18 protein-coding genes are annotated in these 21,284 nt (G+C 59.3%); 9 read left to right on the forward strand and 9 right to left on the reverse strand.

Features of this window, described 5'->3' with window-relative positions; all coding sequences use genetic code 11:
• Nucleotides 1–346 precede the first annotated feature (346 nt).
• The 4 genes from DES53_RS08195 to DES53_RS08210 all read left to right on the forward strand — a co-directional run bounded on the left by DES53_RS08195 (nucleotide 347) and on the right by DES53_RS08210 (nucleotide 5,983).
• Nucleotides 347–3,466: a PVC-type heme-binding CxxCH protein gene (locus tag DES53_RS08195; protein WP_170156949.1), complete on the forward strand. Its 3,120-nt coding sequence runs from the start codon at nucleotides 347–349 to the stop codon at nucleotides 3,464–3,466.
• Between the two features lie 252 nt (nucleotides 3,467–3,718).
• Nucleotides 3,719–4,465 (forward strand): leucine-rich repeat domain-containing protein, encoded by a 747-nt coding sequence (locus DES53_RS08200; protein ID WP_113957742.1) that lies wholly within the window; start codon nucleotides 3,719–3,721, stop codon nucleotides 4,463–4,465.
• Between the two features lie 27 nt (nucleotides 4,466–4,492).
• The gene (locus DES53_RS08205) at nucleotides 4,493–5,233 is read left to right on the forward strand and encodes a leucine-rich repeat domain-containing protein (protein ID WP_170156950.1); all 741 of its coding nucleotides are present in this window, start codon (nucleotides 4,493–4,495) and stop codon (nucleotides 5,231–5,233) included.
• Nucleotides 5,234–5,410: 177 nt separating this feature from the next.
• Entirely contained in the window at nucleotides 5,411–5,983 is a 573-nt protein-coding gene (locus tag DES53_RS08210) for a hypothetical protein (RefSeq protein ID WP_113957744.1), read from the forward strand.
• Nucleotides 5,984–6,105: 122 nt separating this feature from the next.
• Here DES53_RS08210 and DES53_RS08215 read toward each other — a convergent pair whose 3' ends face one another.
• From DES53_RS08215 to DES53_RS08225, 3 genes are all read right to left on the reverse strand, one after another.
• Nucleotides 6,106–7,098: a sugar phosphate isomerase/epimerase family protein gene (locus DES53_RS08215; protein WP_113957745.1), complete on the reverse strand. Its 993-nt coding sequence runs from the start codon at nucleotides 7,096–7,098 to the stop codon at nucleotides 6,106–6,108.
• Between the two features lie 99 nt (nucleotides 7,099–7,197).
• Entirely contained in the window at nucleotides 7,198–8,190 is a 993-nt protein-coding gene (locus tag DES53_RS08220) for a TIM barrel protein (protein ID WP_113957746.1), read from the reverse strand.
• A 131-nt stretch (nucleotides 8,191–8,321) separates the two neighbouring features.
• Nucleotides 8,322–8,957, reverse strand: a complete 636-nt coding sequence (locus DES53_RS08225) for a response regulator (protein WP_113957747.1) — start codon at nucleotides 8,955–8,957, stop codon at nucleotides 8,322–8,324.
• A gap of 215 nt (nucleotides 8,958–9,172) precedes the next feature.
• Here DES53_RS08225 and DES53_RS08230 point away from each other — a divergent pair, with 215 nt between their 5' ends.
• Nucleotides 9,173–10,564 carry a lysophospholipid acyltransferase family protein gene (locus DES53_RS08230; RefSeq protein WP_170156951.1) on the forward strand — a complete coding sequence of 464 codons (1,392 nt, stop codon included), beginning with the start codon at nucleotides 9,173–9,175 and terminating at the stop codon, nucleotides 10,562–10,564.
• Nucleotides 10,565–10,573: 9 nt separating this feature from the next.
• On the opposite strand, the gene DES53_RS08235 is transcribed toward DES53_RS08230, so the two are convergent.
• From DES53_RS08235 to asnS, 3 genes are read right to left on the reverse strand one after another with little or no spacing between them, the layout of a single operon-like run.
• Complete coding sequence (locus DES53_RS08235; RefSeq protein WP_113957749.1) at nucleotides 10,574–11,116, reverse strand: Uma2 family endonuclease; 543 nt, start codon at nucleotides 11,114–11,116, stop codon at nucleotides 10,574–10,576.
• Nucleotides 11,117–11,174: 58 nt separating this feature from the next.
• Complete coding sequence (locus DES53_RS08240) at nucleotides 11,175–12,098, reverse strand: protein-disulfide reductase DsbD domain-containing protein (protein WP_113957750.1); 924 nt, start codon at nucleotides 12,096–12,098, stop codon at nucleotides 11,175–11,177.
• Nucleotides 12,085–13,449 (reverse strand): asparagine--tRNA ligase, encoded by a 1,365-nt coding sequence (asnS, locus tag DES53_RS08245; protein ID WP_113957751.1) that lies wholly within the window; start codon nucleotides 13,447–13,449, stop codon nucleotides 12,085–12,087. Before asnS ends, DES53_RS08240 begins: the two co-directional genes overlap by 14 nt.
• A gap of 291 nt (nucleotides 13,450–13,740) precedes the next feature.
• Between asnS and DES53_RS08250 the strand changes: the two genes are divergently transcribed.
• Nucleotides 13,741–14,532, forward strand: coding sequence for a M48 family metalloprotease (locus DES53_RS08250; protein WP_245958119.1), 792 nt, complete (start codon nucleotides 13,741–13,743; stop codon nucleotides 14,530–14,532).
• A 47-nt stretch (nucleotides 14,533–14,579) separates the two neighbouring features.
• Here DES53_RS08250 and DES53_RS08255 read toward each other — a convergent pair whose 3' ends face one another.
• The 3 genes from DES53_RS08255 to DES53_RS08265 all read right to left on the reverse strand — a co-directional run bounded on the left by DES53_RS08255 (nucleotide 14,580) and on the right by DES53_RS08265 (nucleotide 16,947).
• A complete protein-coding gene (locus tag DES53_RS08255; RefSeq protein WP_113957753.1) occupies nucleotides 14,580–15,416 on the reverse strand; it encodes an MBL fold metallo-hydrolase in 837 nt (278 codons plus the stop codon).
• 116 nt (nucleotides 15,417–15,532) lie between these two features.
• Entirely contained in the window at nucleotides 15,533–16,606 is a 1,074-nt protein-coding gene (gene rsmH, locus DES53_RS08260) for a 16S rRNA (cytosine(1402)-N(4))-methyltransferase RsmH (RefSeq protein ID WP_113957754.1), read from the reverse strand.
• Complete coding sequence (locus DES53_RS08265) at nucleotides 16,603–16,947, reverse strand: nucleotide pyrophosphohydrolase (protein WP_113957755.1); 345 nt, start codon at nucleotides 16,945–16,947, stop codon at nucleotides 16,603–16,605. The genes rsmH and DES53_RS08265 overlap by 4 nt, the downstream gene beginning before the upstream one ends.
• Before the next feature lie 129 nt (nucleotides 16,948–17,076).
• Between DES53_RS08265 and DES53_RS08270 the strand changes: the two genes are divergently transcribed.
• The 3 genes from DES53_RS08270 (at nucleotide 17,077) to DES53_RS32865 (ending at nucleotide 21,152) form a co-directional block, all read left to right on the forward strand.
• A complete protein-coding gene (locus DES53_RS08270; RefSeq protein WP_170156952.1) occupies nucleotides 17,077–17,517 on the forward strand; it encodes a hypothetical protein in 441 nt (146 codons plus the stop codon).
• Nucleotides 17,518–17,670: 153 nt separating this feature from the next.
• Nucleotides 17,671–18,750 carry a pyridoxal-phosphate-dependent aminotransferase family protein gene (locus tag DES53_RS08275; RefSeq protein WP_113957757.1) on the forward strand — a complete coding sequence of 360 codons (1,080 nt, stop codon included), beginning with the start codon at nucleotides 17,671–17,673 and terminating at the stop codon, nucleotides 18,748–18,750.
• 290 nt (nucleotides 18,751–19,040) lie between these two features.
• The gene (locus DES53_RS32865; protein WP_170156953.1) at nucleotides 19,041–21,152 is read left to right on the forward strand and encodes a transglutaminase-like domain-containing protein; all 2,112 of its coding nucleotides are present in this window, start codon (nucleotides 19,041–19,043) and stop codon (nucleotides 21,150–21,152) included.
• Nucleotides 21,153–21,284: the final 132 nt, after the last annotated feature.

Consider the following 21,284-nt stretch of genomic DNA (forward strand, 5'->3'; position numbering starts at 1 on the left):
AGGAGCGGCGGCTTTAGCCGCCGGCTCTTCGCGCCCTGGTGCGAGCAAACCAGCAGCTATAAACATGTCTCTGGCCTTTAATCTGAATCCGGCTCGAAGTTGCAGTCTGAAGGACTGCGGCAGCCCAGCCCAGGGTTAGGGAGCCTTAGCGACCGACACCCTGGGTAGACGTAAAAATACTCGGACCCTGAAGGGGTCCAGGAGAACGATGCCGGGTCTGTTCCGAGCACTTGGCCAAGTCATCCACCACATTCCATCGAATGGCAAAGTATCCCGCCGCCTGAATATCCCACGCCCGACGCGCGTTTGTTTCTCCCCTTTGCTCTCGCTCACTCAGTTCGTCCCAATGCTCACCCGTTCTTTCCCCGTCACCCTGCTCGTCGGCTCTCTGGTGCTCAGTGCTGCCAACCTCTCTGCCGCCGAAGCCCCCAAGCCTCTCTTCCAGAGCCCCGAGCTTACCAGTGAAGCCAAGCCGCGTCTGGTTCCCATCGACATCCCGGTGAAGGGTTTGAAAGAGCTGCACCTCATCGTTTCGGATGAAGGCAGCGACAGCTGCGACTGGGCCGACTGGATTGAGCCGCAGCTCATCATGGCGGACGGATCGGTGAAGAGCCTCGCGGAGATCCCCTGGAAGTCGGCGGAGTCCGCGCATGGCAAGGCTCAGGTGGGCAAGGCCTACAGCGGCACGCCGATCCTCGTGGAGGGCAAATCGTACGAAAAAGCCATCGGTGCCCACGCACCGGCAAATGTGGTGTTTGCACTGCCAGAAGGGGCGGAGCGTTTCACCGCGAAGGTAGCGATTGATGACGGTGGCATGGAGCGCGGCGGGAAACCCAGCAACGCCAGGATGAAGTTCTACGTGTATGCGGAAAAACCTGCCGAGCTGCCCAAGCCGGACACAGGCCCGTCGCTGGTGCCCACGGATCTATTTGCCGTGCCGGAGGGGCTGGAAGTCACCCTTTGGGCCAGTTCGCCGATGCTCCGCAACCCCACCAACATCGACTTTGATGCGCAGGGCCGCATGGTGATCGCGGAAGGTGTGAATTACCGCAGCAAAGGTGGACGCCTGAAGGAAGGCGATCGCATCGTGATCCTGGAGGACACCAAGGGCGAGGGGAAGGCCGACAAGGTGACCACATTTGTCCAGGAGCCTGCGCTCGCTTCGCCATTGGGTGTCGCAGTATTCGAGAACAAGTACATCGTCTCCCAGCCACCTGACCTGATTCAATACACGGATGTGAATGGCGATGGCAAGTTCGACCCAGCCGTGGACAAGCGCGAGGTACTTCTCACGGGCTTCAATGGCAGGCAGCATGACCACAGCCTGCACAGCACAACCGCGGGGCCCGATGGCCAGTGGTATTGGAACCAGGGCAACACGGGGGCACAGTTCACGGACAAGTCGGGCAAGACCTTCTACATGGGCAGCCCGTACATGCTGCCGGAGATCGCAGGTAAGAAGAGCGATGACGGCAATGTGTGGATCGGCGGTTTCCTCGCACGTATGAATCCGGATGGCTCGAACGTGACCATCCTCGGCCACAACTTCCGCAACAGCTACGAGCAGGCCATCACCTCTTTCGGTGACATCTTCCAGAGCGACAACGATGACCCGCCCGCCTGCCGCGTGACGGAAGTCATGGAGGGAGGCAACGCCGGCTTCGCCTCCGCAGACGGCCTGCGCTCCTGGGGAGCTGACAAACGCCCTGGCCAGGACACACCCACCGCAGAGTGGCGTCAGGAAGACCCCGGCACCATGCCTTCGGGTGATGTGTACGGCGGCGGCTCACCAACGGGTGTGGCCTTCTATGAGAATGGCGTTTTGGACAACAAATGGCGTGGCCTTCTTCTCGCCTGTGAGGCGGGCAAGAACGTGATCTACGGTTACCTCCCGCAGCAGGATGGTGCAGGCTTCAAGCTGGAACGTTTCGATTTCGTCACCTCGAATAAGGAGAAGGAATTTGCCGGTTCCGACTTCCAGGGTGGCAAGCCCAGCTTCGAGCTGAAAACCAAGTTCCGCCCCAGCGATGTCTGCGTCGGTCCGGATGGCGCCATTTACGTGGCAGACTGGTTCGATGCTCGCGTGGGCGGGCACGGCACTCTGGATGATGCCTTCACCGGATCCATTTACCGCATCGCACCGAAGGGATTCAAACCGGTTGTTCCCAAGTTTGATCTCAACACCACGGAAGGTCAGATCGCCGCGCTGAAGAGCCCTGCGGTGAATGTGCGCTACGGTGGCTTCACCCGCTTGAAGGCGCAAGGCGCGAAGGCCGTGCCAGCGGTGACCGCCCTGCTGAAGGACGAGAATCCCTACATCGTGGCGCGCGCTATCTGGCTGCTCGCGCAGATGGGTGAGGACGGAAAGAAGAACGTGGCCAAGCAACTCGTGCTGCCGGATTCTTATCGTCGACTCGTGGCCTATCGTGCCCTGCGCCGCGTGGGTTATCCTCTTGATGTGGTGAAGTTCAGCAATGACAAGTCTCCCGCGGTGCGCCGTGAGGTCGCGCTCTCACTGCGCGGTTCCTGGGGACCGAAGCAGGCGGAAGCGCTCACGAACATTGCCAAGCAGTTCGATGGCAAGGACCGCAGCTATCTTGAAGCCATTGGTCTCGGCTGCACAGGAAATGAAAAGGCAGCTTTCGAAGCCTTGCAACTCGCCCTCGGTGGCACCGCAGCTGAGTGGACCGATGCCTTTGCCTGGCTGGCCTGGAGACTCCATCCTGCGGAAGCCGTGCACGCCTTCAAGGCTCGCGCCCTCATGACCACCCTGAGCGATGAGCAACGCAAGCTCATGATCACCGCGCTGGCCTTCGTGAAGACCCGCGAGGCCGCAGGTGCGATGATCGAGCTGACCCACACGAAGGATTTCCCGTTCAAGGAGCAAACCATGTGGTGGGCCATGAATCGCAAGAATAGCGACTGGAAAGGCTTCGACGTGGAAGGTGGCCTCAAGGCCCTTGGCCTCTACGATCCAGACAAGGTGAAACTCACTGCCGTGGAAATGCCGCCTGAGCCGAAGGACGGTCCGAAGCTGCCAGAGGTGTCAGAAATCGTGAAGCTCAAGGGCGATGTCGCGAGTGGCCAGGCCCGGGTGGCCGTGTGCTATACCTGCCACAAGGTGGACAAGGGCGGCGTGGAGTTTGGCCCAGACCTCACCGCTTTCGGGAAACTGCAGCCCGCGGAAGTCATCATCACCGGCATCGCCAAACCCTCCGCCGATATCTCCCACGGCTTCGAAGGTCGGGAAGTAAAGACCAAGGACGGCCTCACCATCACCGGCATGGTCCTCTCCGATGGCGATCCGCTGATCATGAAATGCATGGGCGGCATGGTGCAAACCATCCCACGCTCCAAGATCGCCTCCGTGAACAAGATGACGCGCTCCCTCATGTATGAGCCCCAGTTGCTGGGACTCGATGCGCAGGCCATCGCGGACATCGTGGCGTATTTGAAGTCCCTGTAAGTGGCTCAGAGATAGATATTACAGGACCCTTGTCATCAAAACTTTGCCCACGGGGAAACTTGTGTGGCGAAGCCACCTTGGACTGCGCGCAGCCTGCTGCCGCTTTCCAGAGTCCACAGCCTGCTGTGGCGATGGTGACCACCGCCAACCCATGTAGACCTTCAGCATGGTCTTCTTCATTCTGTGTATTCGGGAATCGTCTGAATTCCTTGAAGACTTCAGCACGGATACCGTCTACTCACCTGAATCAGTATGCCCGAGCTTGAGTCACAGGCATCGAAGACCCGGAAGCGTAGCCGCTTGCTGGTACTTGCTTCGCTACTCGTGCTGGCTCTCTCCTGCGTGCCCCCCGGTTGGAACTACTACCGAGTGGCGGCAGTACAAAATGCGCTTCAACGGAACTGGGAAATCAGGTTCGAGAAAGATGGGAAACCGGATGCGATGCCGAAGTTTCTGGATGACAAGGTACAAGAACTGTTGGGACATACGGAAAACAGGTGGGGAGAGCAGATTCCCTGCGTCGTTTTTCGAGAGCGTGTACGGGCCATGTTTCGCGGACGCATCGACGAGATCCACATTTACTATCCTGAGGACATTCGGGGAGACCTCGGTGCGGCTCTGCTCAAGTTTGGGGAGTTGAGGAAACTGGTTGTGTTCGAGAATGAGGAACACCTTCCCGCGGAAGCTTCCTACAAGTTGCTGTGCCAGCGGCTTCGGAGCTCGAAGAACCTGGAAGAGTTGGAACTAGGAGGTGGCCAAATCACCAGTGATGCCCTGGCTCCTCTGGCAGGGCACCCGAAGCTGAGAAGGCTGAATATTTCAGGCAGTTACCGCCTTACCGTCGATGTCCTTGAGACATTCAAGACACTTCCCGCTCTTGCCACACTCGAAATAGAAGACATTTATGGCCCAGCTGAGGAGGAGTGGAAATCTCCCGCGCTACACGCACAGTTTCGTGAAGCTTTGCCAGGGGTAACATTGACACTTCCGCAACCATAGAGGAGCACGTGGATGTCCTCCAAGACCATGTCCGACTCCAACGACTTGCTTGAGAAGAAGTCCCGCGGGCACCGCCCCCGCTGGCACTACTTTGCAGCGCTGGCCGTCATTCTGCTTTGCTGGTCACTGGCAGCGTGGCGTTACTACCGTATTGCGGCGGTGCAGGACGCGTTGAGTCGGGACTATGAAATTTCCTTCGGAGAGCCTCGGCCGTTCGGGATGCCTGAGGCATTGGATAGTGCCGTGCAACGATATCTGGTTGGCAAGCGAGAGACCTGGAAGCGGTACAATCCCGAAATCGTTTACGGGGAGCGTGTCCGCGGCATTTTCCGGGGAAGCATCAGGGAGATGGGCATTTACTATCACGAGGGGTTTCGCAATGACTTGGGCGCGGCGTTGCTCCGTTTCCCAGAGTTGAAGAAGCTTGAGATCTTCGAAAACAGCTCACACAAGGGTGATTACAAGCTGCTGTGCGAGAGCCTCAGACGGTTGCGCAATCTGGAAGAGCTTGAGTTGGGAGGCCCGCAGATCAATGACGATGCCATCGCATCCCTGGCAGGGCACTCCAAGCTTAAGAAACTGAACATCTCCTACAGCGAATTCCTGACCCCTGACGTTCTGCGCACACTGAAGTCACTACCCAATTTGGACACGCTTGAGATCGGGGACATGTATGGCCCTGGTGAGAAGGAGTGGAGGTCACCGGAGGTTCTCGCCCGTTTCCGTGAACAATTGCCTGGCGTGACGCTGAAGCTGCCACAGCCATGAGATACTTAAAGGGAGTGAGTTGGATGACCGGCTCCCACGTGCATAAACGCCAGTCGTTAGGCCGCCACGCGCGGCGATTGCTGACATCGTGGTGTTTTTGAAGTCGCTGCAAGTAGCGCGACACCGCCCTGATTACCGTTGTTGACATTAGGGGATGCCTTGGAGACAATTCCTCGTATGGCTTCCCATGATGAGGTCCGCCGCGCCAGAGAAGAGCGTCAGCTCCGGCTCTGGGTCAGCGCGGCTGTTGGCTTGGGGGGATTTGCGGTACTCGTTCCTGAGTATCAGGTGCCGGCGGTTATGGGGTGTGTAGCCATGTCTGTCTTTGTTGTCATCGCGAGTGTCGCATTGCTTTGGCGGCGGCATTTCAAGACTGGAGCGCGGGCTTTGCTGCTCGGGTTGCTACTCCCGGTGTGGGGTTGCGTCGTTTCAGAGCGGATCGATGATGAGGTTAGAGTGATGTTCTCTGAAATTCACCGGAAGGACACCGCGCCAAACATGGAGGATAGCAAGGCCCTTGGTCCGTGGCTTGAGGACAGCAAGCGTATGGAAACGACCTATAGGGTGCAGATGGCTTTCCTGCATCTGGATCGCAAAGGGGGAGTACGTATGCGTGAGGTGTTGCTCCAGAAACGACCTGACCACGACGGCGACAACACCACGGCACAATTGTACCTACTGGCCTTCCAAAACGGTCGGGTGGTTTCTGAGAGAAAATTGCCAGACCGCATGAAGCCAAAGGGATACTGAAGTTGTCGCGGAGGCATTGCAACTTCCGCAGAGAGATTCATGCGTGGTTCGCCAAAAATCACCTCGCCACCCGGAACTGCCTTACAGAGAATGGAAATACCAGGCAGTAGCAGCCCTCGCACTTACTTCTCCGCGAACTGCGCATCGAACACAATCTTCGAAGCCGGGAAGTCCAGCTTCTTCACGAAGGCGCATGATTCCGTCGCGCCGAACTCACGGTCCATCCCGCCGTCTTCCCACTCCACACTGAGCGGACCGGTGTAGGAGATGTCATTTAGAGCACGGATGATCTTCTCGAAGTTAATCATGCCACGGCCCACGGACTTGAAGTCCCAGTAGCGGTTGGAACGGTGGAAGTCTACATGGCCTCCGAACACGCCGGTGTCGTTCGCCAGGTTCCAGGCCACGTCCTTCATATGCGCGTGGAAGATGCGGTCGGAGAACTTGTGGATGAACTTCACATAGTCCACGCCCTGATAGCCGAAGTGGGACGGGTCATAGTTGAAGCCAAACGCCGGATGGTAATCCACCGCCTGAAGCGCGCGCTCCGCGGAGGCGATGTCGAATGCAATCTCGGTAGGGTGCACTTCCAAGGCAAACTTCACGCCTTCTTTGTGGAAGGCGTCGAGGATTGGCGTGAAACGTTTCGCGAAATCCTTGTAGCCGTCTTCGATCTGGTTTGGCAGGTTCGGCGGAAAGCTGTAGACGAGGTGCCAGATGCTGCTTCCGGTAAAGCCGGTCACGATGTCGATGCCGAAACGCTTCGCGGCTTGCGCCGTCTTGATGAGTTCCTCCGCAGCGCGCTGGCGCACGCCTTCGGGATTGCCATCGCCGTAGATGTAGCCGGGGAGGATTTGCTTGTGGCGCGCGTCGATGTTGTCGCAGACCGCCTGATCCACCAGATGCGCGGAGATGGCGAAGCATTGGAGCCCTGCCAGGTTCAATTTTGCGCGCTTCGTATCGCAATATGTTTGGTCTGCCTTGGCTACTTCGAAGTGGTCACCCCAGCAGCACAGCTCCACGCCATCGTAGCCGAAGGACTTTGCCTTCTGTAGCATGACATCCAGGGGCAGATCTGCCCACTGGCCGGTGACAAGGGTGACAGGTCTGGACATGGATGCTTGAAGCGAAAGCGTCGAGGTACAAAATGAATCACCCCGCTGCCCGGAAGTTGCCTCCCAGAGAGCGGGGTGAGAATACGAATAGAGTCGCGATTACTTCTCGGCGAACTGTGCGTCGAAGATGATCTTCGAAGTTGGGAAGTCGAGCTTCTTCACAAAAGCTGCGGACTCGGCCGCGCCGAACTCGCGGTCCATACCGCCGTCTTCCCATTCCACGCTCAGCGGACCGGCGTAGGAGATGTCGTTGAGGGCACGGATGATCTTCTCGAAGTTGATCATGCCACGGCCCACGGACTTGAAGTCCCAGTAGCGGTTCGGACGGTGGAAGTCCACATGGCCACCGAAGACACCGGTGTCATTGGAGAGGTTCCAGGCCACGTCCTTCATGTGCGCATGGAAGATGCGGTCGGAGAACTTGTAGATGAACTTCACATAGTCCACGCCCTGGTAGCCGAAGTGGGACGGGTCGTAGTTGAAGCCGAAGGCAGGATGGTAATCCACCGCCTGAAGCGCGCGCTCCGCAGAGGCGATGTCGAACGCGATCTCCGTGGGGTGCACTTCGAGGGCGAACTTCACGCCTTCCTTCTGGAAGGCATCAAGGATGGGCTTGAAGCGCTTGCCGAAGTCCTTGTAGCCGTCTTCGATCTGGTTCGGCAGGTTCGGTGGGAAGCTGTACACGAGGTGCCAGATGCTGCTGCCGGTGAAGCCGTTCACCACGCTCACGCCAAAGCGCTTTGCAGCCTGGGCGGTCTTGATGAGTTCTTCCGCAGCGCGCTGACGCACGCCTTCCGGATCGCCATCGCCGTAGATGTAGTCGGGGAGGATTTGCTTGTGACGCGCATCGATGTTGTCGCACACGGCTTGACCCACGAGGTGGGCGGAGATGGCGAAGCACTTCAGGCCGGCCTTTTCTACGGCGGCGCGCTTGGCATCGCAGTAGGCCTGGTCGGCCTTGGCGACTTCGAAATGGTCACCCCAGCAGGCGAGTTCCACGCCGTCATACCCGAAGGTCTTGGCTTTCTGAAGCATGGTGTCCAGGGGCAGGTCTGCCCACTGACCGGTGAAAAGAGTAACGGGTCTGGCCATTGTGAGTGAAGTGTAGTGGAAAGGTTCGGTTGCGTTTTTTCCGGGACGCGATGCTGTCACGCGCTGTTTGCCTTGGCAAGGGGGAAAGTCGGACACCATGGATGACCGATTTCCCCTAAAAATTGTCCGCGCTACACCTCCAGCAATCCCAGCCGGATGGCCTCTGTCACTGCGTGGGCTCGATCTTGCGCCTGGAGTTTTTGCATGATGTTACTCACATGCGTCTTCACTGTCTCGTCAGACACTCCCAGCGCAGCGGCGATCTCCTTGTTGCTCCGACCTTTGGCGATGAGCGCCAGCACCTCCAGCTCCCGGGCGCTGGGCTCGGGCCGACCAAGGCGCTCCGCGAGACGTTGCGCGATGTCCGGCGGCAGGAAGCGCTTCCCTTGAGCCACAGTGCGTACGGCCTGCAGCAGATCTTCACGGGGCGCCGCCTTCTGCAGATACCCCATGGCTCCGGCTCGGATGGCCCGGTAGACGTCCTCATCTCGGGCGAAGGAAGAGAAGACGAGCACTCGCGCCGTGGGGTGCTCCTTACAAAGGCGGGACGTGGCGTCGAGGCCGCTGCTGTTCCCGAGTTGCAGATCCATGATGACCACGTCGGGAGTCTTTGTGGCGTATTGGGCCAGAGCCTCATTGGCATCACCCGCCTCGGCCACCACCCTCAAATCATCCTCGAGCCCCAGCGAAGCCGCCAGTCCGCTGCGGACGACAAAGTGATCGTCTACGAGCAGGATGCGGAGGGGGGTGGGGGAAGTGGAAGCCATGCTTACAGGAGGCAAGGTGCAGGAGGTCCGCCAGCATGGTGGAGACTGGGATGGCTGGCAAGGAGGGAAGGGCCGTGATCCCCCCGGCGATTTCACAATCCTCGCAGGATGCACATGCAGATGCACGTGGAGAGATTGAGATTTGCACATCGTTCGCCCTGCGCCATGGAAAGCGGGACCGACCAACCTGTGACTGCCCCAGCCGACACTCCTCTTTGAAGAACCTCCTCCGCCGCTTTTCCGCCCATGGCGACTTCTGGCTGCGCTACCTCCACTGGGGTACGCGTCACTGCCCGTGGTTTCTGGAGCCGATGTATGTGTTTGCCTTCACGGTGATGTTTTGGGTGTTTCTGGGTAGGCAGCGCCGGGCGGTGACGGCCAACCTTGCCGTGCTGCTGCCGGGCAGTTCGCCGGTGATGAATCTGTTCCGCGCGGGCCGGGTCTTTTGGAATTTCGCATGGTCCTTGGTGGATCAGGCGCACGCGAGGCACGGGAGCAAAAACATCCACTGGGAAATCATGGGCGATGAGCATCTGGCGATCCTGGAAAGGGAAACGAAGGGCTCCGTGCTGCTGACTGCCCACATGGGGAACTATGATGTGGCAGCGCCACTTTTCGCGGAGCGCATCCAGCGGCCCATCCACATGGTGCGCGCTCCGGAGAGAGAACAGAAGAGTCAGGAATTCCAGGCCGCGCAGCGTGAGAAGGAACGGAAGGCCGGATTCGTGGTGCACTACAACGAGCCCGGAAACATGCTGGGCATGGACCTCGCCCGTGCCATTCAGGAGGGTGGGGTGGTGGCCATTCAGGGAGACCGCATTCTCTTCGATGTCTCTCCCCTGGAGCTCACCTATCGGGAGGGCATCACCTGGCAGATTCCGCGAGGTCCGTTTCTCTTGGCACTCGTCACGAAGGCGCTGATCCATCCCGTGTTCATCGTGCGCATGGGGTACCGCCGCTACCGGGTCGTGGCCGCGGCGCCCATCGAGGTGCCGCTACCGGCGAATCGCGACAAGGAAGCGGCACAGAGGTTGGCGGCGGAGCAATGGAATGCCGTACTGCGTGAGGTAATGGAGCGCCACTGGCGGCAATGGTTTGTCTTCGAGCCCGTGTTTCAGAAGACGGTCAAGTCTGACGACCAGCAATCTCAACGTGCTGAAGCGCGAGAAGCAGCGCCCAAGGAACAACAGACGCCCGACCGCATCATCCCCGCCGAGTCTGGGCATGGCGCCATGGCTGCGCTCACGCTTTCTGCGCTTGTGGGATGCTGGTCGGGGATGGTGATGCTGCGTTGGTTGTTGGAGCGCAGCCTTGGCTGCACCGGATGCATGATCACCTCGGTGCTGATTTGGCCAGTCCTCTGGTTCCTCGCCATGGTGGCCCTGGCCCAGGTGTCGCTGTGGGTGGCACTCGCGATCATGAAGCTCACCCGCCTGCCCATGCGACACTACGATGTGCTCGCGTGCGGCATCACCCTGACGGGGCTTAGCGCGGTCGCGTGGGAGGAATACAGCGGTGGTTGTCCCGTCGGGTGGTGGCTGGGCGTGCTGTGGTTTGTGGGGCTTGGAGTGGCGCTCATTGGCACGCTCTTCCGTCCTGCAAGGTAGGCTGGTTCGCTACTTCTTCCAGATCGTGGCCATGAAATCGTGGTGCTGCTGGCGAGTGATACCGTAGGAAGTGGCAGCCATGATGCTCCACCAATCGCGAGCCTTGAAGGCAGTCACCGGGAACCGCATGCCGGGAAGTGCCGCGCTCTCGATGATGTCTCCATCGTTCATCGGCACTTCAATGAGCTTGCCTTCTACGAGGCGTAGCCATACCGGTTGATTTTCTGTGGCGTTCCACAAGACATATTCAATGACTCCGGATGCCTCGAATGCCCGGCGGCGGCGCTCGATTTCCGGACGCTGTTCCTCGTGACAGACATCGAAGACGAAGTTCGGCGGGCCGCTGAAGTAGTCGTAGTCACCCGGATCACATTGCTTGAATTTCCCTTGGTTGACCTGGGCCACCAGACCGGGCACGAACACGGCATCTCCCAGCCGCACCTGAGCATGGACGCACACAAACAGGCCGAGCGTGGACATGCGGTAGTGATTCACACACATGGCGACATCTGCCAATGTGGCCGCCTGCATGATATCCAGATCGAGCATCATTTGGACGCATGCGTTAGCCGAAAGGTTGCCCTTTGCAAGGCGAGGTGCAGCCGGGACGCTACTCGATGGGCGCTTTGATGATCACCGTCTTGCTGGTGAATCCCTTGCCCCAGCCTTGGGGTGTTTGCAGCAAACCGAGAAGTTGCGCGGGCGGGCTTTTGCCGTCGTAGTATTCGGAGACGGTCAGTTCCAGACTGAGCTTTCCATCACCGTCCCGGCGCAGGATCTGGTCCTTGTCTACGTGGATGTAGCCATCGTCCGTGAAGAAGAGCACCTCTTTCACGGACGCGAGTTGCTGCTTGGCGGCATCGCTCTTCGCAGTGACGTGCAGGGTCACCAGGTTCTTGTCCTTTCGTGTCGCGGTGATGGCCCATGCTTTTTCATCCAGCGCTTGTGGCGCCGCTTCACGTGCTTTCACGAACGCGGGTTCCCACTTCGCGTCAAGCTCCGCAGTTTCGGTCACGGGCAGTTCAAGCGTGAGGTCTGCGAAGTCTGGATTGCAATCACGTCCGCAACACATCCAGGCTGCTTTGCCAGCGAGCGTGACCTTGGTGCCCGGCTTCAAGTCGGCCGGAGGTGTGATACGCACGGGAATCACGAGATCACCGTGATACCCCTGCGCTCGAATCTGGAACATGTGCACCTGCTCCGGTTCCGGCCACTCCAACCCGCCGGCTTTCCATCCGTCAGGCAGGCTCCAATCCAGGCTGATGGGCACGCCCACAATGCCGGGGAACTTCCAGTACGTGTGATAGCCCTCCTTGTGCTTCAGATGCAACCCCGCGTAGAACGCCTTCCCCGGTTGCACTGCCTTCACCTCGCTGACCAGCGCGATCTGCAGCGGGCTATTCGGCTCCAAAGCGTGCGCATTCTGCTGAAGTACGAGCCCGGCAAAGATGGCCAAGAGAAGCTGAACGAGGCTCCCTCGTCCCTTCTCCCTTGTCCCATGTCCCTTGTTGCTGCTCATCTTAGAAATCGGCATGACCTGGAGTGCGTGCGAAGGGAATGACGTCACGGATGTTGCTTACGCCCGTGGCGAACATGAGGAAGCGCTCAAAGCCCATGCCATAGCCGGCATGTGGCACGGAGCCGTAGCGGCGGAGATCCGCATACCAACGATACCCTTCCGGATCGAGCCCGTGATGCGCCATCGCAGCCTCCAGCAGGTCGAGCCGCTCTTCTCGTTGACTGCCGCCGATGATCTCGCCAATGCCCGGCACCAGCACATCCATGGCGGCGACGGTTTTGCCGTCATCATTCTGGCGCATGTAGAAGGGCTTCAGGGTTTTGGGATAATTGAAGACCGTAACCGGGCTCTTGAAGTGTTCTTCTGCGAGGAAGCGTTCATGTTCGCTCTGCAGGTTCTCACCCCAGGCCACGGGATATTCGAATTGCTTCCCGCTCTTCAGCAGCACCTCCACCGCGTCCGTGTAGCTGATGCGCTGGAAGGGCTTCTCCAACGTGTGCTGCAGGCGGGTGATGAGATCCTTGTCGATGAATTTGTTGAAGAACTCCAACTCCTCGCTGCAGGTCTCGAAGAGTTTCTGGATCAGATACTTCACATTCTGCTCGGCCAGCGTCATGTCGGCATCGAGATCAAAAAAGGCCATCTCCGGCTCGATCATCCAAAACTCGGCGGCATGGCGGGCCGTGTTGGAATTCTCCGCGCGGAACGTGGGGCCGAAAGTGTAGATGCGGCTCAGGGCGCACGCGAAGGTTTCCCCCTGGAGCTGGCCGCTCACGGTGAGGTAGGCGGGTTTGCCAAAGAAGTCCTGATCCGGCTTCGCATTGCTGCCCTGCGGCAGCGTGGTCACGCGGAACATCTCTCCGGCGCCTTCGCAGTCGCTCGCGGTAATGATGGGCGTGTGCACGTAGAAGAAATCCTGCTCCTGGAAGAACTGGTGAATCGCGAAGGCCATGCGGCTGCGCACACGGAACACTGAGCTCAGCAGATTCGTGCGCGGGCGGAGGTGTGAAATGCTCCGTAGAAACTCCGGCGTGTGCCCTTTCTTCTGCAGTGGGTAGGTGCCGTCGGCCTCGCCGAGCAGTTCCACATTCTTTGCCAGTACTTCGTAGGACTGCTTGGCCCCGGGGGAGGCTACGAGATCACCGGTCACACGCACGCTCGCTCCCGTCAGGATCTTGGGGTACAGGTCCGCGCATGGAAGCGTGTGGTCCGCCACCACTTGCAACTCCCGCAGGCAGGAACCGTCATTCAGGGAGATGAAGGTGCATGCCTTGGAATCCCGGCGGGTGCGCACCCACCCCTGCACGGTGATGTCTTGTTGCGGCGAAGTCGAGGCGAGCAGGGTGCGGATGTTCGGCGTGGGCATGGGAGATTGGGAACTGACTGTCTCTAAACGAAAACGCGGGGAATCGCAAAAAAGTCACACGGAACGCCAAGCAATCAAGCTGCCGTGCATCCTGCTTGGCAGTTCGGACGATTTTAGGATAGACTCACCTGTACAAGCCACTCTATGAGACGCCCTTCCTGGTCATGGATCCTGCCGCGGACGACTTCCTTCGCCTATGAACAATTTGGAGGTGGGGGAGGGCGGGGGAGGTCACCGTTCTCAAGTTGCGGCCCGCGGCTTCTTATCATATTGGCCATCGCGGGATTCGCCTTGTTCAAGTACTTCAGTCTGCCCACGGAGAAGAACCAGTTCACTGGGCGCCAGCAACGGTTGAACTTGGATGCCAAGGAAGAAATCGTCCTGGGCCTCAACTCCGCACCCCAGATGGCACGCCAGTTTGGCGGGCTTTCCCCCGATGAGCGGGCCCGGGAATACGTGGCGCGCGTGGGCGCAAAACTGGTAAACGACACCGACGCCGACCAGACCCCTTACGGAAACAACTTCAAATTCCACCTGCTCGCGGATCGGAAGGTCGTGAATGCCTTCGCCCTGCCCGGAGGCCAGATTTTTATCACTGAGGCATTGTTTCGACTGCTGAAAACCGAAGACGAACTCGCCGGCGTGCTGGGACACGAAATCGGCCACGTGGTGGGCCGTCACTCCTCCGAGCAGATGGCCAAGAGCGATCTCATCAATGGCCTGACCACCGCCGTGGTGGTGGGAGCCTCTGGGGAAAGCGGTGGCATGGAGGCAGCGCGCGTGGCCCAGATGGTCGGGCAGATGGTGAACATGAAGTACGGCCGTGGTGACGAGCTGGAATCAGACAAGCTGGCGGTGCTCTTCCTCCTGCAGGCGGGCTACGACCCCGAGGCGATGATCCGTGTCATGGAAGTCCTGCGGGACGCGTCCGGTGGCGGAAGCCAGCCAGAGTTCATGAGCACACACCCGGCGCCCGCCAACCGCATGGAAGTCATCAAGGCGGAAATCGCCAAACTCCGCAAAGAGGGCAAGGACAAGCGTGGAGGCACCGGTCAGGCACCGCTGGTGGAGATTAAGGAGTAGGGCAGTTTATCCGCTGATACCTCGCGCCTTCACTGCATCCGTCGGCTTTACAATTCCAGCTCCATGCCTTCCTTCGCAAGGAGGCACTCTTTGAATCGCCCCTGACAGAGCTTCTCCATGCGGGTCAGGAACTCATCGTCATGATCAGGATCGTGATGCGTCATCGCCAGCCGCTTTGCCCCGGCCATTTCGGCCACCTGCAGCGCCTGATCGTAGGAGCTGTGACCCCACCCGCGCCGTCTTGTCAGCTCTTCCGCAGTGTATTGTGCGTCGTGCACCAGCAGATCGGCGCCCTGCGCCAGCGCGACCACATTGGGGTCGATTTTGTCCCCATGTTCCAGATCGGTGCAGATCACCAGGACCTTGCCGTCCCGTTCGATGCGAAACCCGTAGGAGCCCCCGGGGTGATTCAGCTTTTGAGCCGTTAGTTTGGTGGTTGAATTGTTTGCGGTCTTGAAGTGCTCCGTAGCCTTCTCCAGTTTCACGAACTCAAAGTCCGCTCCCATGTGGTCCAGTTGCACGGGAAAATAGATGGACTGCATTTGTGTCTCAAACACTTGGCGCAGGTTGCTGACATTCTGGTCCTCACCGAGAGTCAGCATGGTGAGCTTCTGTTTCGGATTGTAAGCCGGGCCGAAAAATGGAAATCCCTGGATGTGATCCCAGTGGAAATGCGTGAAGGCGAGGACGATTTGCTCTTGCGTGTGACCGATCGCCTTCAGGTCGCGACCCAAATTCCTGATGCCTGTGCCCGCGTCTACAATCGCGATCCTGTTGATGTCGCGGAAGGTGATTTGGAAGCAGGTGGTATTGCCGCCAAATCTTTGAAAGCCCGCATCACATACCGGGACCGAACCCCGCGTTCCGTAAAATTTCAGCTTCATAGTATTGGGCGCAGTGAAGCCATGAGAGTTGAGTTGACGCGAAATGGCAAGCGAATCGCAGCAAATTGACCTGCCACACTATCACCTTGAAAGCGTCCATATCTTGGAGGTGCTCCTCAGGAATCCGTGCCACCCTTCATTGCCCAGCGCAATTTCGCCGGGGCCGCTCTCGAGTTATCTCGTATTTCTGCGGGCGAGGGACGCACGACTTCTTCGCTGATGGCGGTGTAAGTTCCCGTCCGTAGGCCTTCTTGGAAGGCGCGTTTCACCCGCCGGTCTTCACCGCTGTGGAAGGTGAGCACGACCACGCGTCCGCCGGGACGAAGTGCATCCGGCAGGCTGCGCAACCATGTGTCCAGCACGGAGAATTCTTCATTCACCGCGATCCGCAGTGCCTGGAAGACACGCCGCGTGGTGTCCTGCTTCTCTTCGTCATCCATGCTCTGAGGCAAGGCGCTGCGAATGGCGCGGGCGAAGGCCGTGGTCGTCGCGAAGGTGCGCTGCGCGAGGGCCCGGGACAGCAAGGTGGCGCGTGGTTCGTCGGCGTTGTCGGTGAGAATGGTGGCCAGCGACTCCGCATCGAGCTTTTGCAGCAGGGCACTCGCAGGCTGTCCCTTTTGCGGATTCATCCGCATATCCAGCGGACCTTCCTCTTTGAAGCTGAACCCGCGTGCCGGGTTGTCGATCTGCATGGAAGAAACTCCGAGGTCCGCCAGGATGACATCTGCACCATCCGTCCATCCGACTTCCGTCAGTACCTTGCGGAGGCCGGCAAAGTTGGTTCGCTTCACCACCAGTGAATCTGCGGGGAGTCCAAGTGCCCGCATCCGCGACTCTGTCCTGACGATCTCGATGGGATCCTGATCCAGAGCCAGCAGGCATCCGTCTGGCTGTACCGCCTTCAGCAGATGGGTCGCATGTCCGCCATGGCCCAGCGTGCAGTCCACGGCTCGCTCCCCGGGTTGTGGAGCGAGCACCTCCAGGATCTCGGATACCATGATGGGCACATGCTGTCCCGCAGGGGTCTTGCCGCCGACACGCACCTTGGCGACCGTATCCGGATACTTGGACGGGTCGTGCTCCTTGTACTTGTCCTCGAAGCGGCGCGGGTTCTTCCCCTTGTACCGGACGCGGCGCTTGTGCGGCGTCGGGGTGGGAACGGGGGACTGTGGCTCAGATTCTTCGTTCACAGTTCAGTATATTTCGCGTTGGAGCCATGGGCCTTTTCGACCGGGTAGCGCTGCTCGTTTCTTGCGAGCTTGGCCAGGATCGCGTCCTCCACCGAGATGCCCAGATTGTGCGCGAATTCAAAAAGCAGCATCGCCACGTCCGCGACTTCGTCACGCAGGTAGTCGTGCTTTTCCTGGGCGACCGCCTCGACTTGCTCTGGTGTCTTCCACACGAAAGGCTGCATCAGTTCCCCCGACTCCGCCGCGATGGCCATCGCCAGATCCTTCGGGTTGTGATACTGCATCCAGTCCCGCGCATCGCGAAAGGCGCAGATGCGGGCCGTGAGTTCCTCAATCGTCATGACCCGAACATGCTGGTCGTGCGGGTGGCGGCAAGGCGAAACAAAGCACGATTTTCCGGGCCAGACGCCCGGGACGAGCGGACTGCGAAAAAAGAAAAATCAATGCAGTGAAGGGATTCTTACTGTTTCATGGAAGCCATGAGGTACGTCTCGCTGTTTCTCCTCTCCATTCTCACCTCGTGTACCATCACGGGAGATTCGAAGCTGAACGTGCAGATCATCGACAAAAAAACGCGAAAGCCTGTGACGGGAGCTCCTGTCACCGCCAAATACTTGACCAAGTTTCCTGCGCCGATGGCATTCCCTCGCGTCATTAAGAGGACTTCGGACGCAAATGGCAGCGTCACGTTTGACAAGCTGGCGGACGGGTCCTGGGATGTATACGTCCTGATGGAGGGAGGGGAGTTGCAGGACACCTCTTTTCACATCCGCGAAGGACAGTTGGAAAGAGGGAACATACTTAAGAGGACAAAGGACGGTGGCTCGGAGGGAAGTGTATACGGCAATCCCGACGCCACCACCACCACCCCTGTGTCTCCGGTGGTATTTTATGGGAAGCTGGTACGGTAAATCACTGTCAAGCGTCTTCTGAGGAGGGCTCGGGCGGTGGCACAGGACACAAGCGCACTCTGCGCAGACCTTTAACCGTCGTTTTCACTCTGCCGGGAATACTTCTCTTCTTGCCTCCACGCCCCCCTTGCCTACACTGCTCCCCCCATTCCTATGCGCGACCACGTCAAACTGTTCATCCCCGGCCCCGTCGAAGTCTCGCCCGATACCTACGCGGCGATGTCTGCTCCCATGGTGGGGCATCGTGGCAAGGGGTTCCAGGACCTCTACGCTGAAATCCAGCCCAAGCTGCAGACCCTTTTTGGCACGAAGCAGCTCGTGTACATCAGCACCTCCTCCGCATGGGGCGTGATGGAAGGCTCCATCCGGAATCTCGTGAAAAAGAAGGTGCTCAACTGCTGCTGCGGTGCCTTCTCGGACAAGTGGTACGACGTCTCCCTCCGCTGCGGCAAGCAGGCGGAAGAGCTCAAGGTGGAGTGGGGACAGCCCATCACCGCCGAGCTCATCGACGCCAAGCTCGCCACGGGTGAATTCGACGCGTTGACCCTTGTGCACAGCGAAACTTCCACCGGCGTGCTGAACCCGGTCGAAGAAATCGCCAAGCTCAAGGCGAAGTACCCGGACGTGATGTTCATCGTGGACACCGTGTCCAGCTTCACCACCGTGCCGATGAACTTCGACGCGCTGGGTATCGATGTCCTCCTGACCGGCAGCCAGAAGGCCTTCGCCATGCCCCCCGGCATGGGCCTCTTCACCGCCAGCGAGGCCGCCTACGAGCGCTCCGCCTCCATCAAGGACCGCGGCTACTACTTCGATTTCCACGAGTTCAAGGCAAACGGGGAGAAGAACATGACCCCCAGCACGCCGTGCATCTCCCTGATCTACGGCCTGCGCCACCAGCTCAATAAGTTCTTCGCCGAAGGCCTGGAAAACCGCTACGCCCGCCACGCGCGTCTCAATGCCCTGGTGCATGATTGGGTGAAGCGAAATGGCTTCGAATTCTTCGCCGCCGAAGGGTACCGCTCCAAGGGCCTCACCTGCGTGAAGAACAACAAGGAGATCGACGTCGCCAAGTTCTCCGACCTCCTCAAGAAGCGCCACAAGCTCCTGATCGACGGCGGCTACGGCAAGATCAAAGGCAAGACCTTCCGTCTCTCCAACATGGGCGACGAAACGGACGAGACCATGGGCGAACTCATCGCGGCTCTCGACGACTGCCTTGCGGCGCTCTAACGACAGCGTCGGCAGAAATCAAAATTTGGGGGTGGAAGGCGTTTCGCGTCTTCCACCCCTTTTTTTCTTTTTGATGGAAGCGTGTTCACCTTCAACATCTTTTAGGGCAGTGGGATTTTATCTATAAGAAATTTCCTGTCTTTCACGTTGCAGAATACATGCCCCAGAAGCCCACTCCTCGGATTCCCGGCAGACCGCAACGCCCAGGTGTTCCCACGGCCCGTCCTCCGGCGCCGCCGCGGCGTTCGTACGGCCCTGTCCAACCTTCCGGCGGCGGTGGTGGAGTATGGATGGCGCTGGTCATCATCATCCTCTGCGGAGCCGTGGGTTACGGCGGCTGGGTGATGTACAAGGAGAAAACCAAGCCGGTGGTCGCCACCACCCCAGTGGTGGAGGAGCCGGCTCCCAAGCCCGCTGTGCCAGAGCCAAAGAAAGAGCCAGAACCGCCGAAACCCATCGCAGAAGCACCCAAGCCCGAGCCGAAGCCGGAGCCCAAGCCGGAACCTGCTCCTATGCCAAAGATGGCAGAGACGCCGCCGCCATCGCCTGCTCCCACCGTGGACGAAGCGAAGTTGGCCGCGATTTTTGCCGGCACGCTCAATCTCGACGAACGCGAAGGCGCAAAGCCAGAGTCCATTGCCCAGGCGAAGGCCGCGTTCGAGGCGGCGATGGTGCATGGCAAATGGGCGGAATGGTCCGGACTGCTGAGGCGCTCGATGCTGGCGGCGTTGAAGAAGATAGGTCCTTCGTCGGTTACTCCGCAGGGGCTTGCCACTTTGTCGAAGAGTCCGGCTTTTGTGCTGGCACTGGAGCAGTCCGCTTTTCTGGCTTCGCTGCCAGCGGGGACCACGCTCGCGCCAAAGAAAGCGCCAGCCGCGCAGGCTGAGTCCACCGAATCACCCGGGCAGGAAGATGAACTGCGGCCGTTTCATGAGTGGGTGCTTTCCACCCCGGCGGCCTTGGAGGCGTGGCTGCTGACGGTGCGTCCCGCAGACGACGCGGGCAAGGCACTCGCACAGTGGTCCTCGCTGGCTCAAACCGACCCCGCGGCAAAAGAGAAGTACATGAACCTTGCGCTCGCTTGTTCACTGGTTTTTGAGGAACCCAAGAAGGTGGAGTGGAACGGCTCACAAACGATCACCCTGAGTGCGGACAAGCGCTACGCCTACTATTCCAAGAATGCCGAGAAGGGCGCACTCGCTGTGAATCCCGCCAAGCTGACGGCCCGTGATCTGGTATGGACCGTGGCGGCGCCGGTGCCCGAGAGTGAGTTGGAGTGGGCACTGAAGAAGATGAACTTGCGCCAGAAGACCTGGGGCAACGCCTACGGTAACATCGTGTACGACATGGAACGTGCCGTGAAGGACACCAACAAATACGATGAGTACACCTTCGCCGAAATTGAGAAGAAGGGGGGCATCTGTGGTGACCAGGCGTACTACACCGCCTATACGGCCCGCGCCGCTGGCATCCCGGCCGCGATCGTTTCTGGTGATGGCTCACGTGGGCCGCACGCCTGGGCCACCTGGTTGAGCGAAGACAATCAGTGGAGTTTTGCAGGACGGTTTGGTGGCTATCCGCTCGGGGATGTGAGCAATCCCCAAACGGGAAGGAGAGAATCAGAGCAGGAGTTCATCCGGCGCTCGGATCGCAATGCTTCAGATGAAGGCCTGCTCAGGGGCTTGAGGGCTGTCTGGCTTGCCCAGGCGATGGAGGCGGAGGGATCTATCGACATGGCTGCGGCCATTTATGAAGGAGCCACCGTGCTTGGTAATAACGTGCCGGCCATGTGGAAGGCGAAACTTGCCTTCTGGTCCGCTCATCGCGGTGAAGCACCCCTCGACCAGTGGCGTGCCTTTCTCGACCTGCTGAAGCGGCAGATGAAGGACGACGTCGATCTCCTGGCCGAAGCGCGCGCTGCCGAGGAGAAGTTTGTCTTCCCGCGTCAGGACTCGAAGCTTGCGATGAAGGAACTCAAGAAGGATGTGCGCAAGCTCGACCGCTCGAACTCTGAGGTCGATCAGGCAGATCAGATCGCCAAGGTGCTCAAGCAACAGGCAGCTGTGCTGGAGAAGTCGGGGCTTGAATCCGTTCGCAGCCTGTATGACAAAAGCTACCGCGAGCACGGACGCAATCCCGCTGTGTTCAAGCTGCTCGCGGCGGACTGCTGGGGCTTTGTGAAGGGCGATCCGGAGGTCGCCAAGAAGGCATGCCGCGACATGGAATCCTCCTTCCGTCGCTACATTGACTCCGGCGGCGATTACTTCGATATCACGAGCCAGATGTCCGTGCTTTCACTCATCTCGAACTGCTATCGGGAAATTGGTGAGGAAAAGAAGGCCGAGTCGCTGGCCAAGGATGTGGAGAAGGCGAACGCCAAGGCAAGTAGGAACGCACTGTAGAAATGCCATGCGGTGCCCGCCTGAGCACCGCTTTTGGCTTGCTGCCTCAGAGACGTGCACGGCCCCGCCGAAGCACGTCCTTGTGACTTTTGACCTCTTGATCATTGACTCCATGCCACCCGACATGCGAAT

Origin of the sequence: Roseimicrobium gellanilyticum, assembly GCF_003315205.1 — a bacterium.
In the GTDB taxonomy this organism is placed as follows: domain Bacteria; phylum Verrucomicrobiota; class Verrucomicrobiia; order Verrucomicrobiales; family Verrucomicrobiaceae; genus Roseimicrobium; species Roseimicrobium gellanilyticum.

Excerpts from the sequence above, each read along its gene's own strand:
- DES53_RS08195 (WP_170156949.1), top strand. The coding sequence starts at position 347 with ATGCTCACCCGTTCTTTCCCCGTCACCCTGCTCGTCGGCTCTCTGGTG.
- DES53_RS08215 (WP_113957745.1), bottom strand. The coding sequence starts at position 7,098 with ATGTCCAGACCTGTCACCCTTGTCACCGGCCAGTGGGCAGATCTGCCC.
- DES53_RS08270 (WP_170156952.1), top strand. The coding sequence starts at position 17,077 with ATGGAAGCCATGAGGTACGTCTCGCTGTTTCTCCTCTCCATTCTCACC.
- asnS (WP_113957751.1), bottom strand. The coding sequence starts at position 13,449 with ATGCCCACGCCGAACATCCGCACCCTGCTCGCCTCGACTTCGCCGCAA.
- DES53_RS08255 (WP_113957753.1), bottom strand. The coding sequence starts at position 15,416 with ATGAAGCTGAAATTTTACGGAACGCGGGGTTCGGTCCCGGTATGTGAT.
- DES53_RS08240 (WP_113957750.1), bottom strand. The coding sequence starts at position 12,098 with ATGCCGATTTCTAAGATGAGCAGCAACAAGGGACATGGGACAAGGGAG.
- DES53_RS08275 (WP_113957757.1), top strand. The coding sequence starts at position 17,671 with ATGCGCGACCACGTCAAACTGTTCATCCCCGGCCCCGTCGAAGTCTCG.
- DES53_RS08205 (WP_170156950.1), top strand. The coding sequence starts at position 4,493 with ATGTCCGACTCCAACGACTTGCTTGAGAAGAAGTCCCGCGGGCACCGC.
- DES53_RS08210 (WP_113957744.1), top strand. The coding sequence starts at position 5,411 with ATGGCTTCCCATGATGAGGTCCGCCGCGCCAGAGAAGAGCGTCAGCTC.
- DES53_RS08265 (WP_113957755.1), bottom strand. The coding sequence starts at position 16,947 with ATGACGATTGAGGAACTCACGGCCCGCATCTGCGCCTTTCGCGATGCG.
- DES53_RS32865 (WP_170156953.1), top strand. The coding sequence starts at position 19,041 with ATGGCGCTGGTCATCATCATCCTCTGCGGAGCCGTGGGTTACGGCGGC.
- DES53_RS08220 (WP_113957746.1), bottom strand. The coding sequence starts at position 8,190 with ATGGCCAGACCCGTTACTCTTTTCACCGGTCAGTGGGCAGACCTGCCC.
- DES53_RS08235 (WP_113957749.1), bottom strand. The coding sequence starts at position 11,116 with ATGATGCTCGATCTGGATATCATGCAGGCGGCCACATTGGCAGATGTC.
- DES53_RS08200 (WP_113957742.1), top strand. The coding sequence starts at position 3,719 with ATGCCCGAGCTTGAGTCACAGGCATCGAAGACCCGGAAGCGTAGCCGC.
- DES53_RS08225 (WP_113957747.1), bottom strand. The coding sequence starts at position 8,957 with ATGGCTTCCACTTCCCCCACCCCCCTCCGCATCCTGCTCGTAGACGAT.